General features: G+C 61.8%; 20 protein-coding genes. 19 read left to right on the forward strand and 1 reads right to left on the reverse strand.

Annotated features, from left to right (window positions below; genetic code table 11):
• Genes MMG91_RS09690 through MMG91_RS09775 form a run of 18 tightly spaced genes read left to right on the forward strand, consistent with a single transcriptional unit; the run spans position 1 to position 16,682 of the window.
• Positions 1–255: an acyl carrier protein gene (locus MMG91_RS09690; RefSeq protein WP_007903178.1), complete on the forward strand. Its 255-nt coding sequence runs from the start codon at positions 1–3 to the stop codon at positions 253–255.
• The gene (locus MMG91_RS09695; protein ID WP_030129182.1) at positions 252–797 is read left to right on the forward strand and encodes a membrane protein; all 546 of its coding nucleotides are present in this window, start codon (positions 252–254) and stop codon (positions 795–797) included. Before MMG91_RS09690 ends, MMG91_RS09695 begins: the two co-directional genes overlap by 4 nt.
• The gene (locus MMG91_RS09700) at positions 794–2,476 is read left to right on the forward strand and encodes an AMP-binding protein (protein ID WP_310659455.1); all 1,683 of its coding nucleotides are present in this window, start codon (positions 794–796) and stop codon (positions 2,474–2,476) included. Before MMG91_RS09695 ends, MMG91_RS09700 begins: the two co-directional genes overlap by 4 nt.
• On the forward strand, positions 2,469–3,203 hold the full coding sequence (locus MMG91_RS09705; RefSeq protein ID WP_310659456.1) for a glycosyltransferase family 2 protein: 735 nt from the start codon (positions 2,469–2,471) through the stop codon (positions 3,201–3,203). Before MMG91_RS09700 ends, MMG91_RS09705 begins: the two co-directional genes overlap by 8 nt.
• Positions 3,200–4,147, forward strand: a complete 948-nt coding sequence (locus tag MMG91_RS09710; protein WP_310659457.1) for a glycosyl transferase — start codon at positions 3,200–3,202, stop codon at positions 4,145–4,147. Before MMG91_RS09705 ends, MMG91_RS09710 begins: the two co-directional genes overlap by 4 nt.
• Positions 4,128–5,672, forward strand: coding sequence for a histidine ammonia-lyase (gene hutH / locus MMG91_RS09715; RefSeq protein ID WP_310659458.1), 1,545 nt, complete (start codon positions 4,128–4,130; stop codon positions 5,670–5,672). The genes MMG91_RS09710 and hutH overlap by 20 nt, the downstream gene beginning before the upstream one ends.
• On the forward strand, positions 5,665–6,090 hold the full coding sequence (locus MMG91_RS09720) for a thioesterase family protein (RefSeq protein ID WP_237884238.1): 426 nt from the start codon (positions 5,665–5,667) through the stop codon (positions 6,088–6,090). The genes hutH and MMG91_RS09720 overlap by 8 nt, the downstream gene beginning before the upstream one ends.
• Complete coding sequence (locus MMG91_RS09725) at positions 6,087–6,689, forward strand: outer membrane lipoprotein carrier protein LolA (RefSeq protein WP_310659459.1); 603 nt, start codon at positions 6,087–6,089, stop codon at positions 6,687–6,689. The genes MMG91_RS09720 and MMG91_RS09725 overlap by 4 nt, the downstream gene beginning before the upstream one ends.
• Positions 6,673–9,012, forward strand: coding sequence for an MMPL family transporter (locus MMG91_RS09730; RefSeq protein WP_310659460.1), 2,340 nt, complete (start codon positions 6,673–6,675; stop codon positions 9,010–9,012). The genes MMG91_RS09725 and MMG91_RS09730 overlap by 17 nt, the downstream gene beginning before the upstream one ends.
• Positions 9,009–10,169 (forward strand): sodium:proton antiporter, encoded by a 1,161-nt coding sequence (locus MMG91_RS09735; RefSeq protein WP_310659461.1) that lies wholly within the window; start codon positions 9,009–9,011, stop codon positions 10,167–10,169. The genes MMG91_RS09730 and MMG91_RS09735 overlap by 4 nt, the downstream gene beginning before the upstream one ends.
• Entirely contained in the window at positions 10,156–11,403 is a 1,248-nt protein-coding gene (locus MMG91_RS09740) for an NAD(P)/FAD-dependent oxidoreductase (RefSeq protein WP_305447894.1), read from the forward strand. Before MMG91_RS09735 ends, MMG91_RS09740 begins: the two co-directional genes overlap by 14 nt.
• Positions 11,400–12,125: a methyltransferase domain-containing protein gene (locus MMG91_RS09745; protein WP_310659462.1), complete on the forward strand. Its 726-nt coding sequence runs from the start codon at positions 11,400–11,402 to the stop codon at positions 12,123–12,125. Before MMG91_RS09740 ends, MMG91_RS09745 begins: the two co-directional genes overlap by 4 nt.
• Positions 12,125–12,607, forward strand: a complete 483-nt coding sequence (locus tag MMG91_RS09750; protein ID WP_310659463.1) for a hypothetical protein — start codon at positions 12,125–12,127, stop codon at positions 12,605–12,607. The genes MMG91_RS09745 and MMG91_RS09750 overlap by 1 nt, the downstream gene beginning before the upstream one ends.
• Positions 12,604–13,800, forward strand: a complete 1,197-nt coding sequence (locus MMG91_RS09755) for a beta-ketoacyl-[acyl-carrier-protein] synthase family protein (RefSeq protein ID WP_310659464.1) — start codon at positions 12,604–12,606, stop codon at positions 13,798–13,800. The genes MMG91_RS09750 and MMG91_RS09755 overlap by 4 nt, the downstream gene beginning before the upstream one ends.
• Entirely contained in the window at positions 13,797–14,255 is a 459-nt protein-coding gene (locus MMG91_RS09760; protein WP_305447890.1) for a hotdog family protein, read from the forward strand. The genes MMG91_RS09755 and MMG91_RS09760 overlap by 4 nt, the downstream gene beginning before the upstream one ends.
• Positions 14,255–14,983: a 3-oxoacyl-ACP reductase FabG gene (fabG, locus tag MMG91_RS09765; protein WP_310659465.1), complete on the forward strand. Its 729-nt coding sequence runs from the start codon at positions 14,255–14,257 to the stop codon at positions 14,981–14,983. Before MMG91_RS09760 ends, fabG begins: the two co-directional genes overlap by 1 nt.
• On the forward strand, positions 14,983–16,209 hold the full coding sequence (locus MMG91_RS09770; RefSeq protein ID WP_305447888.1) for a beta-ketoacyl-ACP synthase: 1,227 nt from the start codon (positions 14,983–14,985) through the stop codon (positions 16,207–16,209). Before fabG ends, MMG91_RS09770 begins: the two co-directional genes overlap by 1 nt.
• A 29-nt stretch (positions 16,210–16,238) precedes the next feature.
• On the forward strand, positions 16,239–16,682 hold the full coding sequence (locus tag MMG91_RS09775; protein WP_305504173.1) for an excinuclease: 444 nt from the start codon (positions 16,239–16,241) through the stop codon (positions 16,680–16,682).
• Positions 16,683–16,860: 178 nt separating this feature from the next.
• On the opposite strand, the gene MMG91_RS09780 is transcribed toward MMG91_RS09775, so the two are convergent.
• On the reverse strand, positions 16,861–17,763 hold the full coding sequence (locus MMG91_RS09780; RefSeq protein WP_310659466.1) for a LysR substrate-binding domain-containing protein: 903 nt from the start codon (positions 17,761–17,763) through the stop codon (positions 16,861–16,863).
• A 119-nt stretch (positions 17,764–17,882) separates the two neighbouring features.
• Between MMG91_RS09780 and MMG91_RS09785 the strand changes: the two genes are divergently transcribed.
• Positions 17,883–19,154 (forward strand): MFS transporter, encoded by a 1,272-nt coding sequence (locus MMG91_RS09785; protein WP_310659467.1) that lies wholly within the window; start codon positions 17,883–17,885, stop codon positions 19,152–19,154.
• The last annotated feature ends 119 nt before the right edge of the window (positions 19,155–19,273 follow it).

Genomic DNA, 19,273 nt, shown 5'->3' on the forward strand with positions numbered 1-19,273 from the left:
ATGCAAACTCGTGACGATATTTTCAATACCCTGCGCGATGCTCTGGTCGAACTCTTCGAGCTGGAGCCCGAGCGCATCAGTCTGGGGTCCAACCTGTATCAGGATCTGGAAATCGACAGCATCGATGCGGTCGACCTGATCGATCACATCAAACGCCAGACCGGCAAGAAAATCGCTGCCGAAGAATTCAAATCGGTGCGTACCGTCAGCGACGTGGTCGAGGCGGTCTACCGTCTGGTTCAACCGGCCGCATGAGCCGACTGATCGGCCTGGGCCTGCTGCTGGCAGGCCTGTTGTACCCCTTTGCGGTGTATTTCGGCATGGAGCATTTTGCCCCGTGGCAGTTTGGTCTGCTGCTGGGTAGCCTGTGGCTGGCGCGGGCGCTGACCGGTGAGCGGCGGCCCGGCAGCCTGTGGATGGCCACGGTCGCCATCGGGTTTTGCCTGCTGCTGGCACTATTCGACAGCCCGGTGCTGCTGCGCTGGTACCCGGTACTGATCAGTGCATTCATGCTGGTGCTGTTCGGCCTGAGCCTGAAATACGGCCCGCCAATGATTGAACGCCTGGCCCGTTTGCGAGAACCGGAATTGCCGGCCAGGGCCATTCGCTACACCCGCCAGGTGACGATCGCCTGGAGCGTGTTTTTTCTCTGCAACGGCTTGTGCGCCGCCGCCCTGACCCTTTGGGCGCCGCTGAGTTGGTGGATGTTGTACACCGGCCTGATCTCCTATGGATTGATCGGCCTGATGTTTGCCATTGAATGGCTGATACGACAACGGGTAAGAGGCCGCCCATGAATTGGATAACACTTGAGCAACTGTTGCTCAAGGCTCAGCCGGACCGTGCCGTGACGGTGGAACCGGCGTTGAATCACGCGCAATTGTGCGAGCAGGCCCTGAGCCTGGCTGCGGGCCTGCAAGCTCAGGGTGTGCAGCGCATCGCCGTGCACCTTGAAGACGCCGGCGACTTGGCCATTGCCCTGCTCGGCGCCTGGCGGGCCGGGGTCAGCGTGCTGCTGCCCGCCGACCTGCAAGCGCAGACTCGCCAGCGCTGGTCGAGCGAGGTCGATCTGTGGCTGACCGATCAGGCCGACGACGCGCACCTGAGCGATTATCGGCATTCACCGCTACCGGCCAGCCCGCTGGATCTGGATCGCTGTCAGCTGAGCCTGTGCACCTCCGGCTCCAGTGGCGAACCCAAGCGCATCGACAAAACCCTGCGCCAACTGGCCAATGAAGTCGAAGCGCTGGAGCACTTGTGGGGCGCCGATCTGGGCGAGGCCTGCATCATCGGCAGCGTCGCCACGCAACACATCTACGGCTTGCTGTTTCGGGTGCTGTGGCCGTTGTGCGCCGGGCGCTCCTTCGTGCGTACGCAAATGGCCTTCCCGGAAGACTTGCAGCGCGCCAGCCGCGAACACCCGGCCTTCGCCTGGGTCGCCAGCCCCGCGCTGCTCAAGCGCATGGGCGACAACCTCGACTGGCCAGCGCTGAGCGCGGTGCGCCGAGTGTTCTCTTCCGGTGGTGCGTTGCCTGCCGAAGCAGCGCAAAGCCTGCATGAGCGCCTGCAGCAATGGCCGACAGAAATCTTCGGCAGTTCGGAAACCGGCGGAATCGCCTGGCGTCAAGGCCAAAGTCTCTGGCAACCCTTCGCCGATGTTGCGCTGAGTCAGGACAGCAATGGCGCCCTGCTTATCGCCTCACCGTACTTACCGGCCGGCCATATCGAACACACCGCCGATGCCGCGCGCATCGCCGCCGACGGCCGTTTCGAGCTGTTGGGACGACTGGACCGAATCGTCAAACTGGAAGAAAAACGTATCTCGCTACCGATGCTCGAACAAGCGCTGATGGCTCACGACTGGGTCGCCGAAGCGCGCCTCGGTGTGGTTCAGGAAAACCGCGCTTCATTGGGGGCACTGCTGGTACTCAGCGAACAAGGCCTGCATGCCTTGCGTAATCAGGGTCGACGTACTCTTACTCAGGAGTTGCGCCAACACTTGAGCCAGCATTGCGAAGCACTCGCCCTGCCCCGTCGCTGGCGCCTGTTGCGACAACTGCCACTGAACGCTCAAGGCAAACTGCCCCAGACACAAGTGGAGAGCATATTGCTGGCGCCCCGCCCAAAGGCGCCGGAAGTGCTGGAACAAATCGACACCGATGGCGAGTGGAGCCTGCAACTGGCCATCCCGCCAGACCTGGCGTATTTCAGCGGCCATTTCCCTCAGACACCGGTATTGCCCGGTGTCGTGCAGGTGGATTGGGCGCTGAGCCTGGGCCAGCAATTAATGGATCTGCCGGCAAAATTCGCCGGTATGGAAGTGCTGAAATTCCAGCAACTGGTACGCCCCGGTGATGAAATCCAGTTGCACCTGCGCTTCGACTCCGCGCGCAGTAAATTGTATTTCGCCTATCGCAATGAAACCGCCACCTGCTCCAGCGGGCGGATTTTGCTGGAGGCTGCCAGCGATGCATAACCCCTGCGCCGTAATCCCGGTCTACAACCACGAAACCGCAATCACTGCCGTGGTCGATGCGCTGCTTGCTTGCGGCCTGCCGTGCATTCTGGTGGACGATGCCAGCAGCCCGGCATGCGCCAAGGTGCTTGACCAACTGGCCCAGCGTGAGCGGGTTTACCTGATCAGGCTCACCGTCAATCAAGGCAAGGGTGGTGCGGTGATGACCGGTTTGCGGGAGGCCTCGCGCCTGGGCTTCAGCCACGCCTTGCAGGTGGACGCCGACGGCCAGCACGACCTGCAAGACGTCAAAGTCTTCATCGAGCATTCGCGCGCCCATCCCGAGGCGGTGATCTGCGGTTATCCACAATATGACGACAGCGTGCCGAAGGGCCGTTTGTACGCCCGCTACCTGACGCACGTCATGGTCTGGATCAACACCCTGTCGTTGCAGATTCGCGACTCCATGTGCGGCTTCCGCGTTTATCCATTACCACCGACCCTGGCACTGATCGACTCGGCCAGGATCGGCAAGCGCATGGACTTCGACTCCGACATCCTGGTGCGCCTGGCCTGGCGCAATATGCCAATGCAGTGGCTGAAAACCAAGGTCCATTACCCCTCGGATGGCGTCTCGCATTTCCGCCTGTTCCACGACAATGTACTGATTTCGAGCATGCACACCCGGCTGTTCTTCGGCATGTTGCTGCGCGCACCGGTGATCCTCTGGCGACGGTGGCGAGCATGAGCGACAACGCAGACAAACAGCACTGGGCCGACCGCCAGGAGCGAGGCAGCTTCTGGCTGATGAAGTTCACCGCGCTCTGCGCAAAAGTCTTGGGCCGCCGACTGCTGAGCCCACTGCTGTACGGCATCGTGCTGTACTTTTTCCTGTTCGGACGCAGCGCCCGCCAGAGCGCCTGGCAATACCAGCAGCGACTCGCCGACTGGAGCGGTCGTAGCGAGTTGCGGCCGAGCCATTGGCGGGTGTTCGGCCAGTTCATGGCGTTCGCCGACTCCATGCTCGACAAACTCGATGTGTGGAACGGCAAGCTGAGCATCGATCAAATTGAAATCATCGACCCCGCACTGCTGCGCAATAAACTGCGCGGCACACGCGGGCAAATGCTGGTGGGCGCACACCTGGGCAATCTCGAGGTCTGCCGGGCGCTGGCCGAGATCGGCGAGAAAGTCACCATGAACGTGCTGGTGCACACCAAGCACGCCGAACAGTTCAACCGCCTGCTGGGCGAAGCCGGGGCGACCAATCTGCGCCTGATTCAGGTCAGCGAGCTGGACCCGGTGATCATGCTGCAACTGCATGAACGCCTGGAGCGCGGCGAATGGCTGGCGATTGCTGGCGACCGCGTGCCGCTGCATGGCGGGCGCAGCGTGACAGTGGATTTTCTCGGCCATCAGGCCGCATTCCCGCAAGGCCCTTGGTTGCTGGCCGGTCTGCTGAAATGCCCGATCAACCTGATGCTGTGCCTGAAGAAACCCACGGGCGACTATCGACTGACCCTCGAACCGTTCGCCGACGCCATCGTGTGGAAACGCAACGACCGCGAACAGGTCATTCATCAGTGGGCCTCCCGCTACGCCGAACGCCTGGGTCACTATTGCCTCGAAGCGCCCCAACAATGGTTCAACTTTTACCCTTTCTGGAAGACCGATGACGACGCCAACGCTTGAGCCGGTAACCTTCGGCGAACTCCCTTTGCGCATCGAAGACGTGCTGGCCCTGGCCAACCGTCAGGTGCCGACGCAGTTGCAGGGCGACCCCGAGTTTCGCCAGCGCATCGCCAAGGGCCCGCAATTCCTTGATTCCCTGCTGGACAAGGAAGGCGTGATCTATGGCGTGACCACCGGTTATGGCGATTCCTGTGTAGTAGCGGTGCCGCTGCACCACGTCGAAGCCCTGCCCCGTCATCTGTATACCTTCCACGGTTGCGGCCTGGGCAAACTGCTCGACGCCCAAGCCACCCGCGCGGTGCTGGCGGCGCGTTTGCAATCGCTTTGCCAAGGCGTTTCCGGGGTACGCGTGGAACTGCTGGAACGTCTTCAAGCCTTCCTCGAACACGACATTCTGCCGCTGATTCCGGAAGAAGGTTCGGTGGGCGCCAGTGGTGATCTGACGCCGCTGTCCTACGTCGCCGCGACCTTGTCCGGCGAGCGCGAAGTGATGTTCCGTGGTGAACGCCGACAAGCCGCCGATGTGCACAGCGAACTGGGCTGGGAACCGCTGGTATTGCGTCCCAAAGAAGCGCTGGCGCTGATGAACGGTACCGCCGTGATGACCGGCCTCGCGTGCCTGGCTTACGCCCGCGCCGATTACCTGCTGCAACTGGCCACGCGCATTACCGCGCTGAACGTAGTCGCGTTGCAGGGCAACCCGGAGCACTTCGACGAGCGTCTGTTTGCCGCCAAACCCCATCCAGGGCAGATGCAAGTCGCTGCTTGGTTGCGCAAAGACCTGGCGATCGATGCGCCGACTGCGCCGCTGCATCGCCTGCAAGACCGCTATTCCCTGCGTTGTGCGCCGCACGTGCTCGGTGTATTGGCCGACAGCCTGAACTGGTTGCGCTCATTCATCGAGATCGAACTCAACAGCGCCAACGACAACCCGATCATCGACGCCGAAGCCGAACGCGTGCTGCACGGCGGGCACTTCTACGGCGGCCATATCGCGTTCGCCATGGACAGTCTGAAAACCCTGGTGGCGAACGTCGCCGACTTGCTCGACCGTCAGCTCGCGCTGCTGGTGGACGAGCGTTACAACCATGGCTTGCCGAGCAACCTGTCTGGCGCCACCGCCGACCGCGCGATGCTCAACCACGGCTTCAAGGCGGTGCAGATCGGCACCAGTGCCTGGACCGCCGAGGCGCTGAAAAACACCATGCCGGCCAGCGTTTTTTCGCGCTCCACCGAGTGCCACAACCAGGACAAAGTCAGCATGGGCACCATCGCCGCCCGCGACGCCATCCGCGTGCTGGAGCTGACCGAACAGGTCGCCGCCGCCACGCTGCTGGCCGCCAACCAAGGGGTCTGGCTGCGCGGCCAGGCTGAAGACGCACGGCCACTACCACCGGCCCTGGCCGCGATGCACGAAGAATTGGCCAAGGACTTTGCGCCGGTCATCGAAGACCGTGCCCTGGAAGGCGAACTGCGCCTGTGCCTGCAACGCATCGCCGAACAACACTGGAGGCTGCATGCGTAGCAAGGGAGTGCTCCACACCGACACGGAAATCCTCGTACCGTTCTTTGACGTCGACACCATGAACGTGGTCTGGCACGGCCATTACGTCAAATACCTGGAAGTCGCCCGCTGTGCGCTGCTGGACAAGATCGGCCACAACTACGACGCCATGGTGGCGTCGGGTTACGCGTGGCCGGTGATCGATTTGCAACTGCGCTATGTACGCGGCGCCGTGTTCGGCCAGAAGCTGAATGTGCGCGCCAGCCTGGTGGAGTGGGAAAACCGACTGAAGATCAATTACCTGATCAGCGATCTCGCAACCGGCGAACGTCTGACCCGCGCTGTTTCAGTACAGGTTGCCGTCGACATGAGCAGCCGCGAAATGCAGTTGGCCTCACCGAAGGTGTTCACCGACGCGGTTGAAAGGATGCTGCCATGAATTCGCTCCTCAAATGCCTTGGCGCTTTAGCGTTGCTCGGGCTTTCATCATTGGCGCAGGCCTTCGATCTGCAACAGCTCAGCGATCAGCTGGCCAAACCCGATGTGATCCACGGCAGTTTCATTCAGGAAAAACACCTGCGCGCCCTGCCCCAGCCGCTGACCAGCAAGGGCACCTTCGTTCTGGCAAAAAACCACGGTCTGCTCTGGCTGCTGAAAACGCCGCTGCAACAGGACTACCGCATCAGCGACAAGGGCATTGCCCGGCGTGATGCCAGCGGTTGGCAAATGCTGCCGAACAAGAGTGCCGGCGCCGAACAGAACCGCTTGTTCCTCGCGGTGCTGCAAGGCGACAGCAGCGGCCTGCAACGGGATTTCGAGCTTTCGCTGAGCGGCGACGCACAAAGCTGGAAGCTGACCCTGACCCCGCGTTCGATGCTGCTCAAGCAGGTGTTCAATCAGATCAACATTGACGGCGGCGAACTGGTGCACAGCATCGAGCTGCTCGAAACCCAGGGTGACCGAACCCTGTTGCGCATGCAGGACAGCACCAGCGCACAACCTTTGAGCGATGCGGAGCAACATGACTTTGCCGAGTGAACGGATGCTGCCGCGGCTGTTTCTGATCCTGCTGCTGGCGGTGCTCGCGCTCGCCGGCTGGCAATGGCGTGACGGTGCACCGCTGTCGGCCAACCTGATGGAACTGGTGCCAGGCACCGCACCAGACGCGCTGGAACTGCGCGCCGAACAACGCATGCAAGAACCACTGAACCGGGAAATGCTAGTGCTGGTCGGCCATAAAGACCGCCAGCAAGCCATCGCCATGGCGCAAAAACTGGGCGAGCAGTGGCAGGCGAGCGGCGTGTTCGAAAAGGTCAAGTGGAACCTGCAGGCCGACCTGCCGGCGGTGCGCACACAATTACTGCAAGGCCGACTGGCCATGCTGTCGGCGGCCGACCGGCAGCAACTCATCGAGCACCCCGACGCCTTTATTCAGCAACGAGTTCAAGCCCTGTTCGATCCGTTCACCGGCTTCAGCCTGGTGCCGAGCCAGGACGACTGGCTCGGCCTGACCGGGCGCATCCAGAACAGCCAGCCGCAACACGGCTCGGTGCAACTGGACATCGGCAGCGGTGCGCTGGTCGCCGATGCCGATGGCAAGAGCTGGGTGATGCTGCGAGCGCGAACCGCCGGCAACGCGTTCGACATGAACCTGCCGCTGCAAGTGGCTGACCTGCTCCAGCACAGTCGCGAAGAAGCCGCCCGGTCGGATGTGCAACTGCTCGCCGCCAGCGGTCTGTTGTACGCCGCCAGCGGTCAACGGCAAGCCGCTCGCGAGATGACCTGGGTCGGCGGTGGCGCCACGGTCGGGATTCTGTTGCTGCTGTTGCTGGCCTTCCGGCGTTGGCGGGTATTGTTGGCGTTCGTCCCGGTGCTGGTGGGCATGCTGTTCGGCGCGGTCGCCTGCGTCGCGCTGTTCGGTCACATGCATGTGATGACGCTGGTGCTGGGCTCCAGCCTGATCGGCGTGGCGGTGGATTACCCGCTGCATTACCTGTCCAAAAGCTGGAGCCTGAAACCCTGGCACAGCTGGCCGGCGTTGCGCCTGACCCTGCCGGGGCTGACGCTGAGCCTGATCACCAGTTGCATCGGTTATTTGGCCCTGGCCTGGACGCCGTTCCCGGCCCTGACCCAAATTGCCGTGTTCTCCGCTGCCGGTCTGGTGGGCGCCTACCTGTCGGCAGTGTGCCTGCTGCCGGCGCTGCTCAAGGGCGTGGATCTGCGGCCGGCGCAATGGCCGATGCGCATCGCCGAGAAGTTGCTCGAGCTGCGTGAATCGCTGCTGAAATACTTGCGCACGCCGGTACTGCTGGCATTGCTAATCGCCTTCTGTGTCGGCGGTCTGTTGCAGTTGCAGAGCAAAAACGATATTCGCCAATGGGTCGGCACGCCGCAGCATCTGACTGACGAAGCCCAGACCATCGCACGCATCACCGGCTATCAACCCACCAGCCAGTTCTTCCTGGTGCGCGCGGCCAATCAGCAGGAGTTGCTCGAACGCCTGACGGCACTGAGCGAGCGTCTGGATCAGTTGGTCAATCTGGAAAAACTTCAGGGCTATCTGTCGCTCAATCAACTGGTCAGCCAGCCAAGCGAACAGCGCAAAGTGCGTGAAGCACTGAGCAAGCTACCGCAGTTCTGGCAACCGTTGCTCGACCTCGGCGTGCCAGCCGCCGCGTTGCAAGCAGAGTTGGCAACGTTGCGGGCGCTGCCCACCGAAGACATCGACGCAGCGCTGGCCGGCCCATTGGCCGAGCCCTACCGCACCCTGTGGCTGGGGCCGACCGATGATGGCGTGGCGGCGATGGTCAGCCTGCAAGGCTTGAACAATCCCACGCTGTTGCGGGTCCAGGCACTGGACTTGCCAGGTGTGGAACTGGTGGACCGCCTCGGCGAACTGAACGAGGTTTTCGCCGCCACGCAAATCAGCGCCGCTGAATTGAAACTCGCTTCCTGCGTGCTGATCGTGCTGGTGCTGATCCTGCCATTCGGTTTCGGTGGCGCGCTGCGAATCGTCTCTCTGCCGTTGCTGGCGGCCCTGTGCAGTCTGGCAAGCCTCGGTTGGCTCGGTCAGCCGCTGACGCTGTTCAGCCTGTTCGGCCTGCTGCTGGTGACGGCCATCAGCGTCGATTACGCGATCCTCATGCGCGAACAGATAGGTGGCGCCGCGGCGAGTCTGCTGGGCACCTTGCTGGCGGCAGTAACCACTTGGCTGTCGTTCGGCCTGCTGGCGGTGTCCAGCACCCCGGCGGTGAGCAACTTCGGCCTGTCGGTGAGCCTCGGCCTGGCGTTCAGTTTCATCCTGGCGCCGTGGGCCGGACGCCAAGTCCATGCCGCCCCGGTCGTGGAGCCGGCAGCATGATGGTCGCTGCGTTCTGGTTGATGGCCCTGGTGTTGTTCGCCGTGGCCACTCGCGTCGGCCGTCATTTCGGTCTGATTCCGATCGTCAGCCAGTTGCTGCTGGCGACCTTCGGCCTGCCGCTGCTGATGTACTTCTGGATCGAACCGGGCTGGCACCTGAGCGGCGCCGATCTGATCGCTCCGGATTGGCTGAAGAACCTCTACAGCCTGAGCTTTGCCTTACTGCTGGGGCACATCCTCAGTGACGTGATCGACCTGCGACTGGAACGCCAGAGCCTGAAAATCGCCTTGCCGAGTTTCTGCATTCCGTTTGCCTGCGGGCTCGCGACTGCGGTCTGGCTGTTGCCGCCGCAGCCGTGGATCAGCTCGCTGGCGGTCGGTCTGCTGTTCGCCATCACCGCGATTCCGGTGTTGTATCTGTACCTGCGCCACATCAACTACCCGCCCGCTGCCACCCGACGCCTGGTGCAGACCGCGATCCTGATCGACCTGACCTGCTGGACTCTGTTCGCGTTCGCCCAGGGGAGCCTGCACCTGAGCAGCCTCTTGCTGCCGCTGGCCGGCGCCTGTCTGCCGTTGTTGCTGCGACTGGCCGGGTTGCGCCAACCCTTGCTGCACAGCGGCTGCTTCTTCGCGCTGCTGGTGGTCGCCGAACACTTCAAACTCAATGCGCTGATTTTCGGCATCGGCTATCTGCTGTGTATGGCCGCGCTCAAGGTGCCATTGGTGCTGCCATTGTCGGCGGCGTGGATGAACCGTTTGCAGACCTGGATCGCCATCCCGCTGATCCTCACGTTCGGCATCGTGCAGATCAACGTGCACAGCGCCATCGACAGTCTCGGCGGTATGCAACTGGCCGCGCTCCTGCTGCTGCCTATCGCCAGCAAACTGTTGGGCAACTGGCTGGGCCTCGGCTGGGCCGGCGCCTCGTTTGAAGGTGCCAGTCGCTGGCGGGAAAGCCTTTTACTGAATATTCGCGGCTTGAGCGAGATCGTCTTTCTCAACCTGCTGCTGCAACAACAGCTCATCAGCCCGGCGCTGTATTTCGCGCTGATGTTGATGGGCCTGATCGCAACCCTGCTGCCAGCACTGGCCGGCATGCACCGAATCCCTTTGAACATCGCCGTCCCGGCAAGGAGCACCCGTGCCAACAGTTGAAATGGAACGTCGTCAGGTACTGGTAATCGGCGCCGGCCCCTCGGGCGCCATCGCCGCCGCGCTGCTCAAGCGTAAAGGTCATGATGTGCTGATGATCGAGCGCCAGCATTTCCCACGGTTTTCCATCGGTGAAAGCCTGCTGTCCCACTGCCTGGATTTCGTCGAAGAAGCCGGCATGCTCGACGCGGTAAATGCTGCTGGTTTCCAGCGCAAAAACGGCGCAGCGTTCGCTTGGGGTGATCAGTACAGCACCTTCGATTTCGGCGACACATTCACCAACGGCAAGCCGACGACGTTCCAGGTCCAGCGCGCCGACTTCGACAAGCTGCTGGCCGATCAGGCTGAGTTGCAGGGTGTCGATGTCCGTTATGGCGAAGCCATCGTCAGCGTCGATTTCAGCCTGCCGAAACCGCAGCTCGATGTGCTTCGCGAAGACGGCAGCCAATACCGCGTCGAGGCCGACTTCGTGCTTGACGCCAGCGGCTACGGTCGCGTGCTGCCGCGCTTGCTGGACCTTGAAGCACCGTCGAACTTCCCGGTGCGCCAGGCCGTGTTCACCCACGTCGAAGACTGTATCGACAGCCCGGCTTTCGACCGGGAGAAAATCCTCATCACCACCCATCCGACCCAGCGTGATATCTGGTTCTGGACCATCCCGTTCAGCAACGGCCGTTGCTCGGTGGGCGTAGTGGCGGCCGCTGAACACTTCGAAGGCCGCACCGAGAATCTGGACGACTGCCTGCGCGGCTTCATTGCTGAAACCCCAAGCCTGGCCGGTGTGCTGAACAATGCCGTGTGGGATACGCCCGCGCGGACCATCGGCGGCTATTCGGCCAACGTCAAAACCCTGCACGGTCAAGGTTTCGCCCTGCTGGGCAATGCGGCGGAATTTCTCGACCCGGTGTTCTCCTCCGGCGTGACCATCGCCATGCGTTCGGCGAGCATGGCCGCCGGGGTGCTGCACCGCCAACTGCAAGGTGAAAGCGTCGACTGGCAGACCGAGTTCGCCGAACCGCTCAAGCGCGGCGTCAACACTTTCCGCTGCTACGTCGAAGGCTGGTATGCCGGGACCTTTCAGGATGTGATTTTCTATCAGGGCGGCACAGCGGATATCCGCCGCATGATCAGCTCGATCCTCGCGGGTTACGCCTGGGATGAACGCAACCCGTTCGTCAGCGAACCCAAACGTCGACTGCGGATGATTTCGGACCTGTGCGCACAGGATCCGACATGAGTTACTTGAGCGACAACTACGTCGAAGAAACCCGTTTCGGTTTCTGGTTCCTGCGCAGCCACACCTGGCAACATCATGTATTGCGAGTGGCAATCAATGATTTGCGCGATCTGTTCAGCGCGCCATTGCCCGCCAACCCGGTACTGCTGGATGCCGGTTGCGGCCAGGGCAAGTCGTTCCAGTACCTGCGCCAGACCTTCGCGCCTCGGCGCCTGATCGGGCTGGATGCCGACCCTCACAGCCTGAACCTGAGCGGCGAAGAAGCGTCTCGCCAGGGCATGGATGTAGAGCTGCTCGGCAGTGACTGCGCGAGTATCAAAGTGCCGGACGCCAGTGTCGATCTGCTGTTCTGTCACCAGACTTTCCATCACCTTGTCGAGCAGGATCAGGCCCTGGCCGAGTTCTACCGGGTGCTCAAGCCGGGCGGCTATTTGCTGTTCGCCGAGTCCACCGAGGCTTACATTGATACATGGGTCATTCGCTGGCTGTTCCGCCACCCGATGCACGTGCAGAAAAGCGCCGCCGGCTACTTGGATATGATTCGTCGCCAGGGTTTTGAATTCGGCCCGCAGAACGTGTCTTACCCTTACTTGTGGTGGAGTCGCGCCCAGGATTTCGGCCTGCTCGAACGCTTCGGCCTGCGCCAGCCAAAACCTTTTGGCCAACGGGAAGAAACCCTGGTGAATGTGGTCGCGCGCAAGCCCCTTGAAGGGTGTGCCTGATGATTCGTTTCCTGCTTCTGGGTTGTGTCCTGTTGCTGAGCGCTTGCGCCAGCCAGGCACCGCTGCCCGAGCGAACCCCGAACCTGGCGTTGCCGCTGCAACTGCACATTGAACGCCAGGTAGCCGAGCAACGTCAGGACTGGCTACTGGTGATCCAGCGTGAAGGTCCAGGCATTCGCTGGTCGATGATGGACCCTTTGGGGATTCCCGTGGCACGGCAGAAACTGATCGATGGCCAATGGCAGGCCGACGGTCTGCTGCCGCCCAATCCGGAAGCCAGGGAGCTGTTCGCTGCCTTATTATTTGCGTTGACCCCTGCGGGCGAGTTGCACAACAACTATCCCGCTGCCCGGCAGGATGGCCGGCAACGGTCCTTGCCACCACGCTGGAACATCCGCTATTCACAACCACTGAGCTTTGAATTGAACCTATCCCAAGGCCCGCACTATCGCGTCACTCCGTTAGGCGAGCACACGCCATGACAGCCTATCTGAATGCCCTCGGGGTAATTTGCGCCCTGGGCCGCGACAAGCAGGAAGTCGCCCGCAACCTGTTTGCCGGCGATTGCTCGGGCATGCGCAGCGAGGCCGGCTGGGTGGTGGAACGCTCGTTGCCGGTGGCGGCGGTGCGCGGTGAGCTGGCGCCGATTCCGGCTGAGTTGGCGCATCAAAGCAGTCGCAACAATCAACTGCTGCTGGAGGCTGCGCTGCAAATTCGCGAAGACATCGAACAAGCAATCCAGACCTACGGCCGCGACCGTATCGGCGTCATTCTGGGCACCAGCACCTCGGGCATTCACGAGGCCAGCAGCGGTCTGGCCCATTACATCCGAGAGCATCAGTTCCCTGCCGATTATGACTATCAACAACAGGAACTCGGCGCTCCGGCGACGTTTCTCGCCGACTGGCTGCAATTGAGCGGCCCAGCCTATGTGATTTCCACCGCCTGCACCTCCAGCGCCCGCGCGCTGATGAGCGCCCAACGACTGCTCGACCTGGGCATGTGTGACGCCGTGTTGTGCGGTGGTGTCGACAGTTTGTGCAAGCTGACCCTCAACGGTTTCTCGGCCCTGGAAGCGGTGTCCGAGCAGCGCTGCAATCCGTTTTCAGCGAACCGCAACGGCATCAATATCGGCGAAGCAGCGGTGCTGTTTCTGATGAGCAAAAACGTCGGCAGCAGCCAACCGATTGCCCTGCTCGGCAGTGGCGCCAGCTCCGATGCGCACCACATTTCCGCGCCGGAACCGACCGGCCGTGGCGCCCGGCAAGCGATGAGTAAGGCCTTGAGCCGCGCGGGCCTGCAACCGCAGCAGATCAGCTATTTGAACCTGCACGGTACCGCCACCCAACACAACGACGCCATGGAAAGCCTGGCCGTGACAGCGCTGTTCCCGGATGGCGTGCCCTGCTCGTCGACCAAACCGATGACCGGCCATACCCTCGGCGCTGCCGGTGCCCTGGAAGCGGCGTTCTGCTGGTTGAGTCTGAGCGCGGACAACCGCGAATATGCGCTGCCACCCCACGTCTGGGACGGCCAGCCCGATCCCGAATTGCCGGCCCTGCATTGGGTGACCCCGACCGACCACCTGACGTCCATTGCACCTCGCTACCTGATGAGCAATTCCTTTGCCTTCGGTGGCAATAACGTCAGCCTGATTATCGGAGACGCCCCATGATTGCCTGGCCGCTCGCCGAACTGCTGCCGCATGCCGGCGACATGATCCTCATTGAGCAGATCCTGTCGTTCGATGACGAGCAGATTCACACCCGACTCACCGTCAAACCCGGCGGCCTGTTCAATCGCCCCGACGGCAGCCTGCCAGCCTGGGTCGGCATCGAGCTGATGGCCCAGAGCGTCGCCGCGTACGCCGGCTGCCATGCGCGCCAGAAAGGCAATGCGGTGGAGTTGGGTTTCCTGCTCGGCACGCGTAGATTCGAATGCAACGTGGAACACTTCCCCGCCGGCACCGAGTTGACCATCCATGGGATACGCTCGCTGGAAGACGACAACGGCATGGGTGTGTTCGAATGCCACCTCACCGCCCCCGGCATCCACGCCACCGCCCGGCTGAACGTGTTTCGCCCGCCTCAGGCCGCGCAATATCTTCATGAACCCCAAGGAGTCGAGTGATGACTGAATCCGTACTGGTCACCGGCTCCAGCCGTGGTATCGGCCGCGCCATTGCGTTGCGTCTGGCCCGGGCCGGGCACGATATCGTGCTGCACTGCCGCAGCGGCCTTGCGGACGCCGAAGCCGTGAAGACCGAAGTCGAGGCACTGGGCCGCAACGCGCGCATCCTGCAATTTGACGTATCCGACCGTGCCCGTTGCAAAGCTATTCTCGAAGCCGATGTCGAAGCCCATGGCGCTTATTACGGCGTCGTCCTCAACGCCGGCCTGACCCGCGACGGTGCTTTTCCGGCCCTGAGCGAAGAGGATTGGGATTTGGTGATGCGTACCAATCTCGACGGTTTCTACAACGTGCTGCACCCGGTGATGATGCCGATGATCCGTCGTCGCGCCGCCGGGCGGATTGTCTGCATCACCTCGGTTTCCGGCCTGATCGGCAATCGCGGCCAGGTCAATTACAGCGCGTCCAAGGCCGGTCTGATCGGCGCAGCCAAGGCGTTGGCGATCGAACTGGGCAAGCGCAAAATCACGGTTAACTGTGTCGCACCCGGCCTGATCGACACGGCGATGCTCGATGAAAATGTGCCGGTGGAAGAACTGATGAAAATGATCCCCGCACAACGCATGGGCACCCCGGAAGAGGTGGCCGGTGCGGTGAATTTCCTGATGTCGGCGGAAGCGTCGTACATCACCCGGCAGGTTCTGGCCGTCAATGGAGGCCTGTGCTGATGAAGCGCGTCGTCGTCACCGGCATGGCCGGCATCACCTCACTGGGCAGCGACTGGGACACCATCGCCGGCAACTTCGCGGCCAATCGCAGCGGCATCCGCCGCATGGACGAGTGGGATCGTTTTACCGAACTCAACACGCGTCTGGCCGGACCGATCGATGACTTCAAGGTGCCAAGCCACTGGACCCGCAAGCAACTGCGCAGCATGGGCCGCGTCTCGCGCCTGGCCGTGGGCGCGGCTGAACAGGCTTTGGCGGACGCCGGCCTGCTGGGCGACGAGTCGATCAAGGACGGGCGCATGGGCGTTTCCTGCGGCTCGTCCACCGGCAGTACCGACGAGATCAAGGCGTTTGGCAAAATGCTGCTCAACTCCGTGGCCGAAGGCCTGAACGCCAACTCCTACGTGCGGATGATGCCGCACACCACAGCGGCGAATATCAGCATCTTCTTCGGCCTTACCGGCCGACTGATCCCGACCTCCAGCGCCTGCACCAGCGGCAGCCAGGGCATCGGTTACGCCTATGAATCGATCAAGTTCGGCCGCCTGCCGCTGATGCTCGCCGGCGGCGCCGAAGAGCTGTGCCCGACCGAAGCCATGGTGTTCGATGCGCTCTACGCCACCAGCCTGAAAAACGATGCCCCGCAAACCAGCCCTCGCCCTTACGACAGCGGCCGCGATGGCCTGGTAATCGGTGAAGGCGGCGGCATGCTGGTACTCGAAGAGCTCGAACACGCCCTGGCACGCGGCGCACATATCCACGCCGAGATCGTCGGTTTCGGCAGCAACGCCGACGGTCAGCACGCCACCCGTCCGGAGCAGCTCACCATGCGCCGGGCCATGGAACTCGCCTTGGAAGACGCCGGACTGCAGCCTTCGGCCATCGGCTATGTGAACGGTCACGGCACCGCGACAGAACAGGGCGACATTGCCGAAACACTCGCCACCAGCGCGTTATTCGGCGAACACATGCCGATCAGTTCGCAGAAGAGTTTCCTCGGTCACACCCTGGGAGCCTGCGGCGCGCTGGAGTCCTGGTTCAGCATCGAAATGATGAACCGCGACCAGTACGTACACACCTTCAACCTCGATGAGGTCGATCCGCAGTGCGGCAAGCTCGATTACCTGCGCGGTGAATTCCGGCAGATGAGCAACCAGTACGTGATGAACAACAATTTCGCTTTTGGTGGGGTCAACACCTCGTTGATTTTCCGCCGCTGGTCGTAATCGAATGACTCAGGGTCAAGGAGACCTCCATGCACTTCAAGAAACTCGCTGCCGCCACCCTGCTGATCTGCGCATTGCCGGGCATCAGCCAGGCCCGTGACACCGCGGTGTATCTGCCTTTTGACAAAGCAGTCGCCGAAGCAACCCGTGCCGGCAAAATCGATGGCAGCGTGAAGTTCTACCTGGCAGGCAATACACCGGCTGGCAACGTCACCGTTCTGAGCGCCGGCGCCGTAACCAACAAGAAAACCAACGCCTTCAACAAGTCTGACGAAGTGGCCTGCGAATGGGTCGCGCAATCGGCAATCATCAGCCTGCACCAGGCAGCGAAGAACGCCGGCGCCAACGCCGTGACCAACATCGTCAGCTTCTACAAGAAAAATGAGCGCAAGGATGCCAAGACCTATGAGTGCCACGCTGGGGCGATCATGGCGGGCGTTGCGTTGAAAGGGGATTTGGCGAAGGTTCAGTAACACCTGATGAGCTGTGGCGAGCGAGCTTGCTCGCGCTGGGCTGCGCAGCGGCCCCAAAATTCTGACGCTCATAGTCGATTTTTGTGAGTGCTACGCACTCAAGCGGGAGCAAGCTCCCTCGCCACAATGACAAAGGCAGATCCGTAACCTGAAATGTCCCTCTTTCGGACACTCGCAGTCATGGCATTAACGGCTCAACCTTACGCGTCAACAACTCCACAAACGCCCTGGCCATCGGCGACTTCTGATCCTTGCGCTGCACCAGCCACACCGCCGACACCGCTTCCGGATCGAGCAACGGGCGGTAGACCACGCCATCAATACGCATCCGCTGATACGACGCCGGCAACACCGACACCCCCAAACCTGCCGCCACCAATCCGATAATCGTCATCGCCTCGCCAGCCTCCTGGGCGAAGTGAGGGCTGAAGCCGGCATCTCGCGCCAGACTGAGTAATTGTGCGTACAGACCACTGCCATAACTGCGTGGGAAAAATACGAATGGTTCGAGCGCCAGAGCTGACAGAAACAAGCCTTCCTCGCTATCGGTCACTAAAGGGTGCTTGGAGCTGAGCACCGCCACCAGAGGCTCGCGCATCAGTTCCACCACGCTGAGCGAATCCGGCAACCCCAGTGGTCGCATGATGCCGACTTCAATCGACTCATCAACCAGCGCATCAGCCACTTGGGTGCTGCTCATTTCCCGCAGGTTCAGGTGTACCGCCGGGAAACGCTGCCGAAACGAAAAGATCGCCTGAGGAATGGTCGAGTTGAACGGGGCCGACGAGGTGAAGCCGATTTTCAGCTCACCCAACTCACCGAGTTGTGCCCGCCGCGCCACATCCGCCGCTTTGTCGACCTGAGCCAGTACCAATCGCGCTTCCTCCAGAAACAGCCGACCGGCCTCACTGAGTTCGACCCGACGATTGGTACGCTCGAAAAGCCGCGCACCGACCTCCTGCTCCAGCGCCTGAATCTGCTGGCTCAGGGGCGGTTGCGAGATGCCCAGCACCTGAGCGGCGCGGCCGAAATGCAGTTCTTCGGCGACGGCGATGAAGTAGCGCAGGTGGCGCAATTCCATGAAAACTCCATTAGGTCGCTAAACCTATCAAACAGGTCGAACAATATATTGGATTGAATCATTAGGCGGCTATATGATTTTTTCATTGCCTGACCGGCTGCGCCCCTCCGAGGTCCGAAGTGAAAACTGCTGTCGCCCCACTCGCCCATGAAATTCCGCCCTCCGTGGATGATGTCGTCACTGAGCTCAGCGAGATCTACATCGAAAAAGGCACGCCGATGTTCATGCGCACGGTGCTGGCGCTGTTCTCCGGCGGTTTCGCGACCTTTGCCCTGCTCTACTGCGTGCAGCCGATGATGCCGCTGCTGTCCCACGAGTTTTCCATCAACGCAGCCCAGAGCAGCCTGATCCTGTCAGTGGCCACCGGAATGCTCGCCATCGGCTTGCTGATCACCGGCCCCATCTCTGATCGCATCGGGCGTAAACCGGTGATGGTCGCCGCGCTGTTCGCCGCCGCTCTCTGCACCATGGCCAGCGCAATGATCCCGAGCTGGCAAGGCGTGCTGGTGATGCGGGCGCTGGTGGGGCTGTCGTTGAGCGGTCTGGCGGCGGTCGCGATGACTTACCTGAGCGAAGAAATCCATCCGCAGCACCTTGGCTTGGCCATGGGCTTGTACATCGCTGGCAACGCCATCGGCGGCATGTGCGGACGGTTGATCGTCGGGGTATTGATCGACTTCGTCAGCTGGCACACGGCGATGCTGGTCATCGGTGGCCTGGCGCTGATTGCCGCAGCGGTGTTCTGGAAAATCCTCCCGGAATCGCGCAACTTCCGCGCCCGCTCACTGCATCCGCGCAGCTTGCTGGATGGCTTCACCATGCACTTTCGCGACGCCGGCCTGCCGCTGTTGTTTATCGAGGCTTTCGTGCTGATGGGCGCGTTCGTCACGCTGTTCAACTACATCGGTTATCGCTTGCTGGCCGAGCCGTATCACATGGACCAAGCCTTCGTCGGGCTGCTCTCGGTGGTGTACCTGTCGGGCATCTACAGCTCGGCGAAAATCGGCGCCCTGGCCGACCAACTCGGCCGACGCAAAGTGCTCTGGGCAACCATCGTGATCATGCTCGCGGGCATCGCCCTGACCATGTTCACGCCGTTACCGCTGGTGATTCTCGGCATGCTGATCTTTACCTTCGGCTTCTTCGGTGCGCATTCGGTGGCCAGTAGCTGGATTGGTCGGCGTGCGATCAAGGCCAGAGGGCAGGCGTCGTCGCTGTACCTGTTCAGCTATTACGCCGGGTCGAGTATCGCGGGTACGGCGGGCGGTGTGGCCTGGCACTGGGGTGGCTGGAACGGGATCGGGCTGTTTATTGGTGGGTTGTTGGTGATTGCGCTGCTGGTGGCGTTGAAGCTGGCGAAGTTGCCGCCGTTGGAAAATTTTAAAGCGTGACGCACAACCCCCGTGGGAGCGGGCTTGCCCGCGATAGCGATGGTCGGTCCAGCACATGTGCTGTAAGAAATGACGCCATCGCGGGCAAGCCCGCTCCCACAATGAACTGCATCCACTTC

Source organism: Pseudomonas sp. JL3 (assembly GCF_031570575.1).
Taxonomy (GTDB): Bacteria; Pseudomonadota; Gammaproteobacteria; order Pseudomonadales; family Pseudomonadaceae; genus Aquipseudomonas; species Aquipseudomonas cucumis.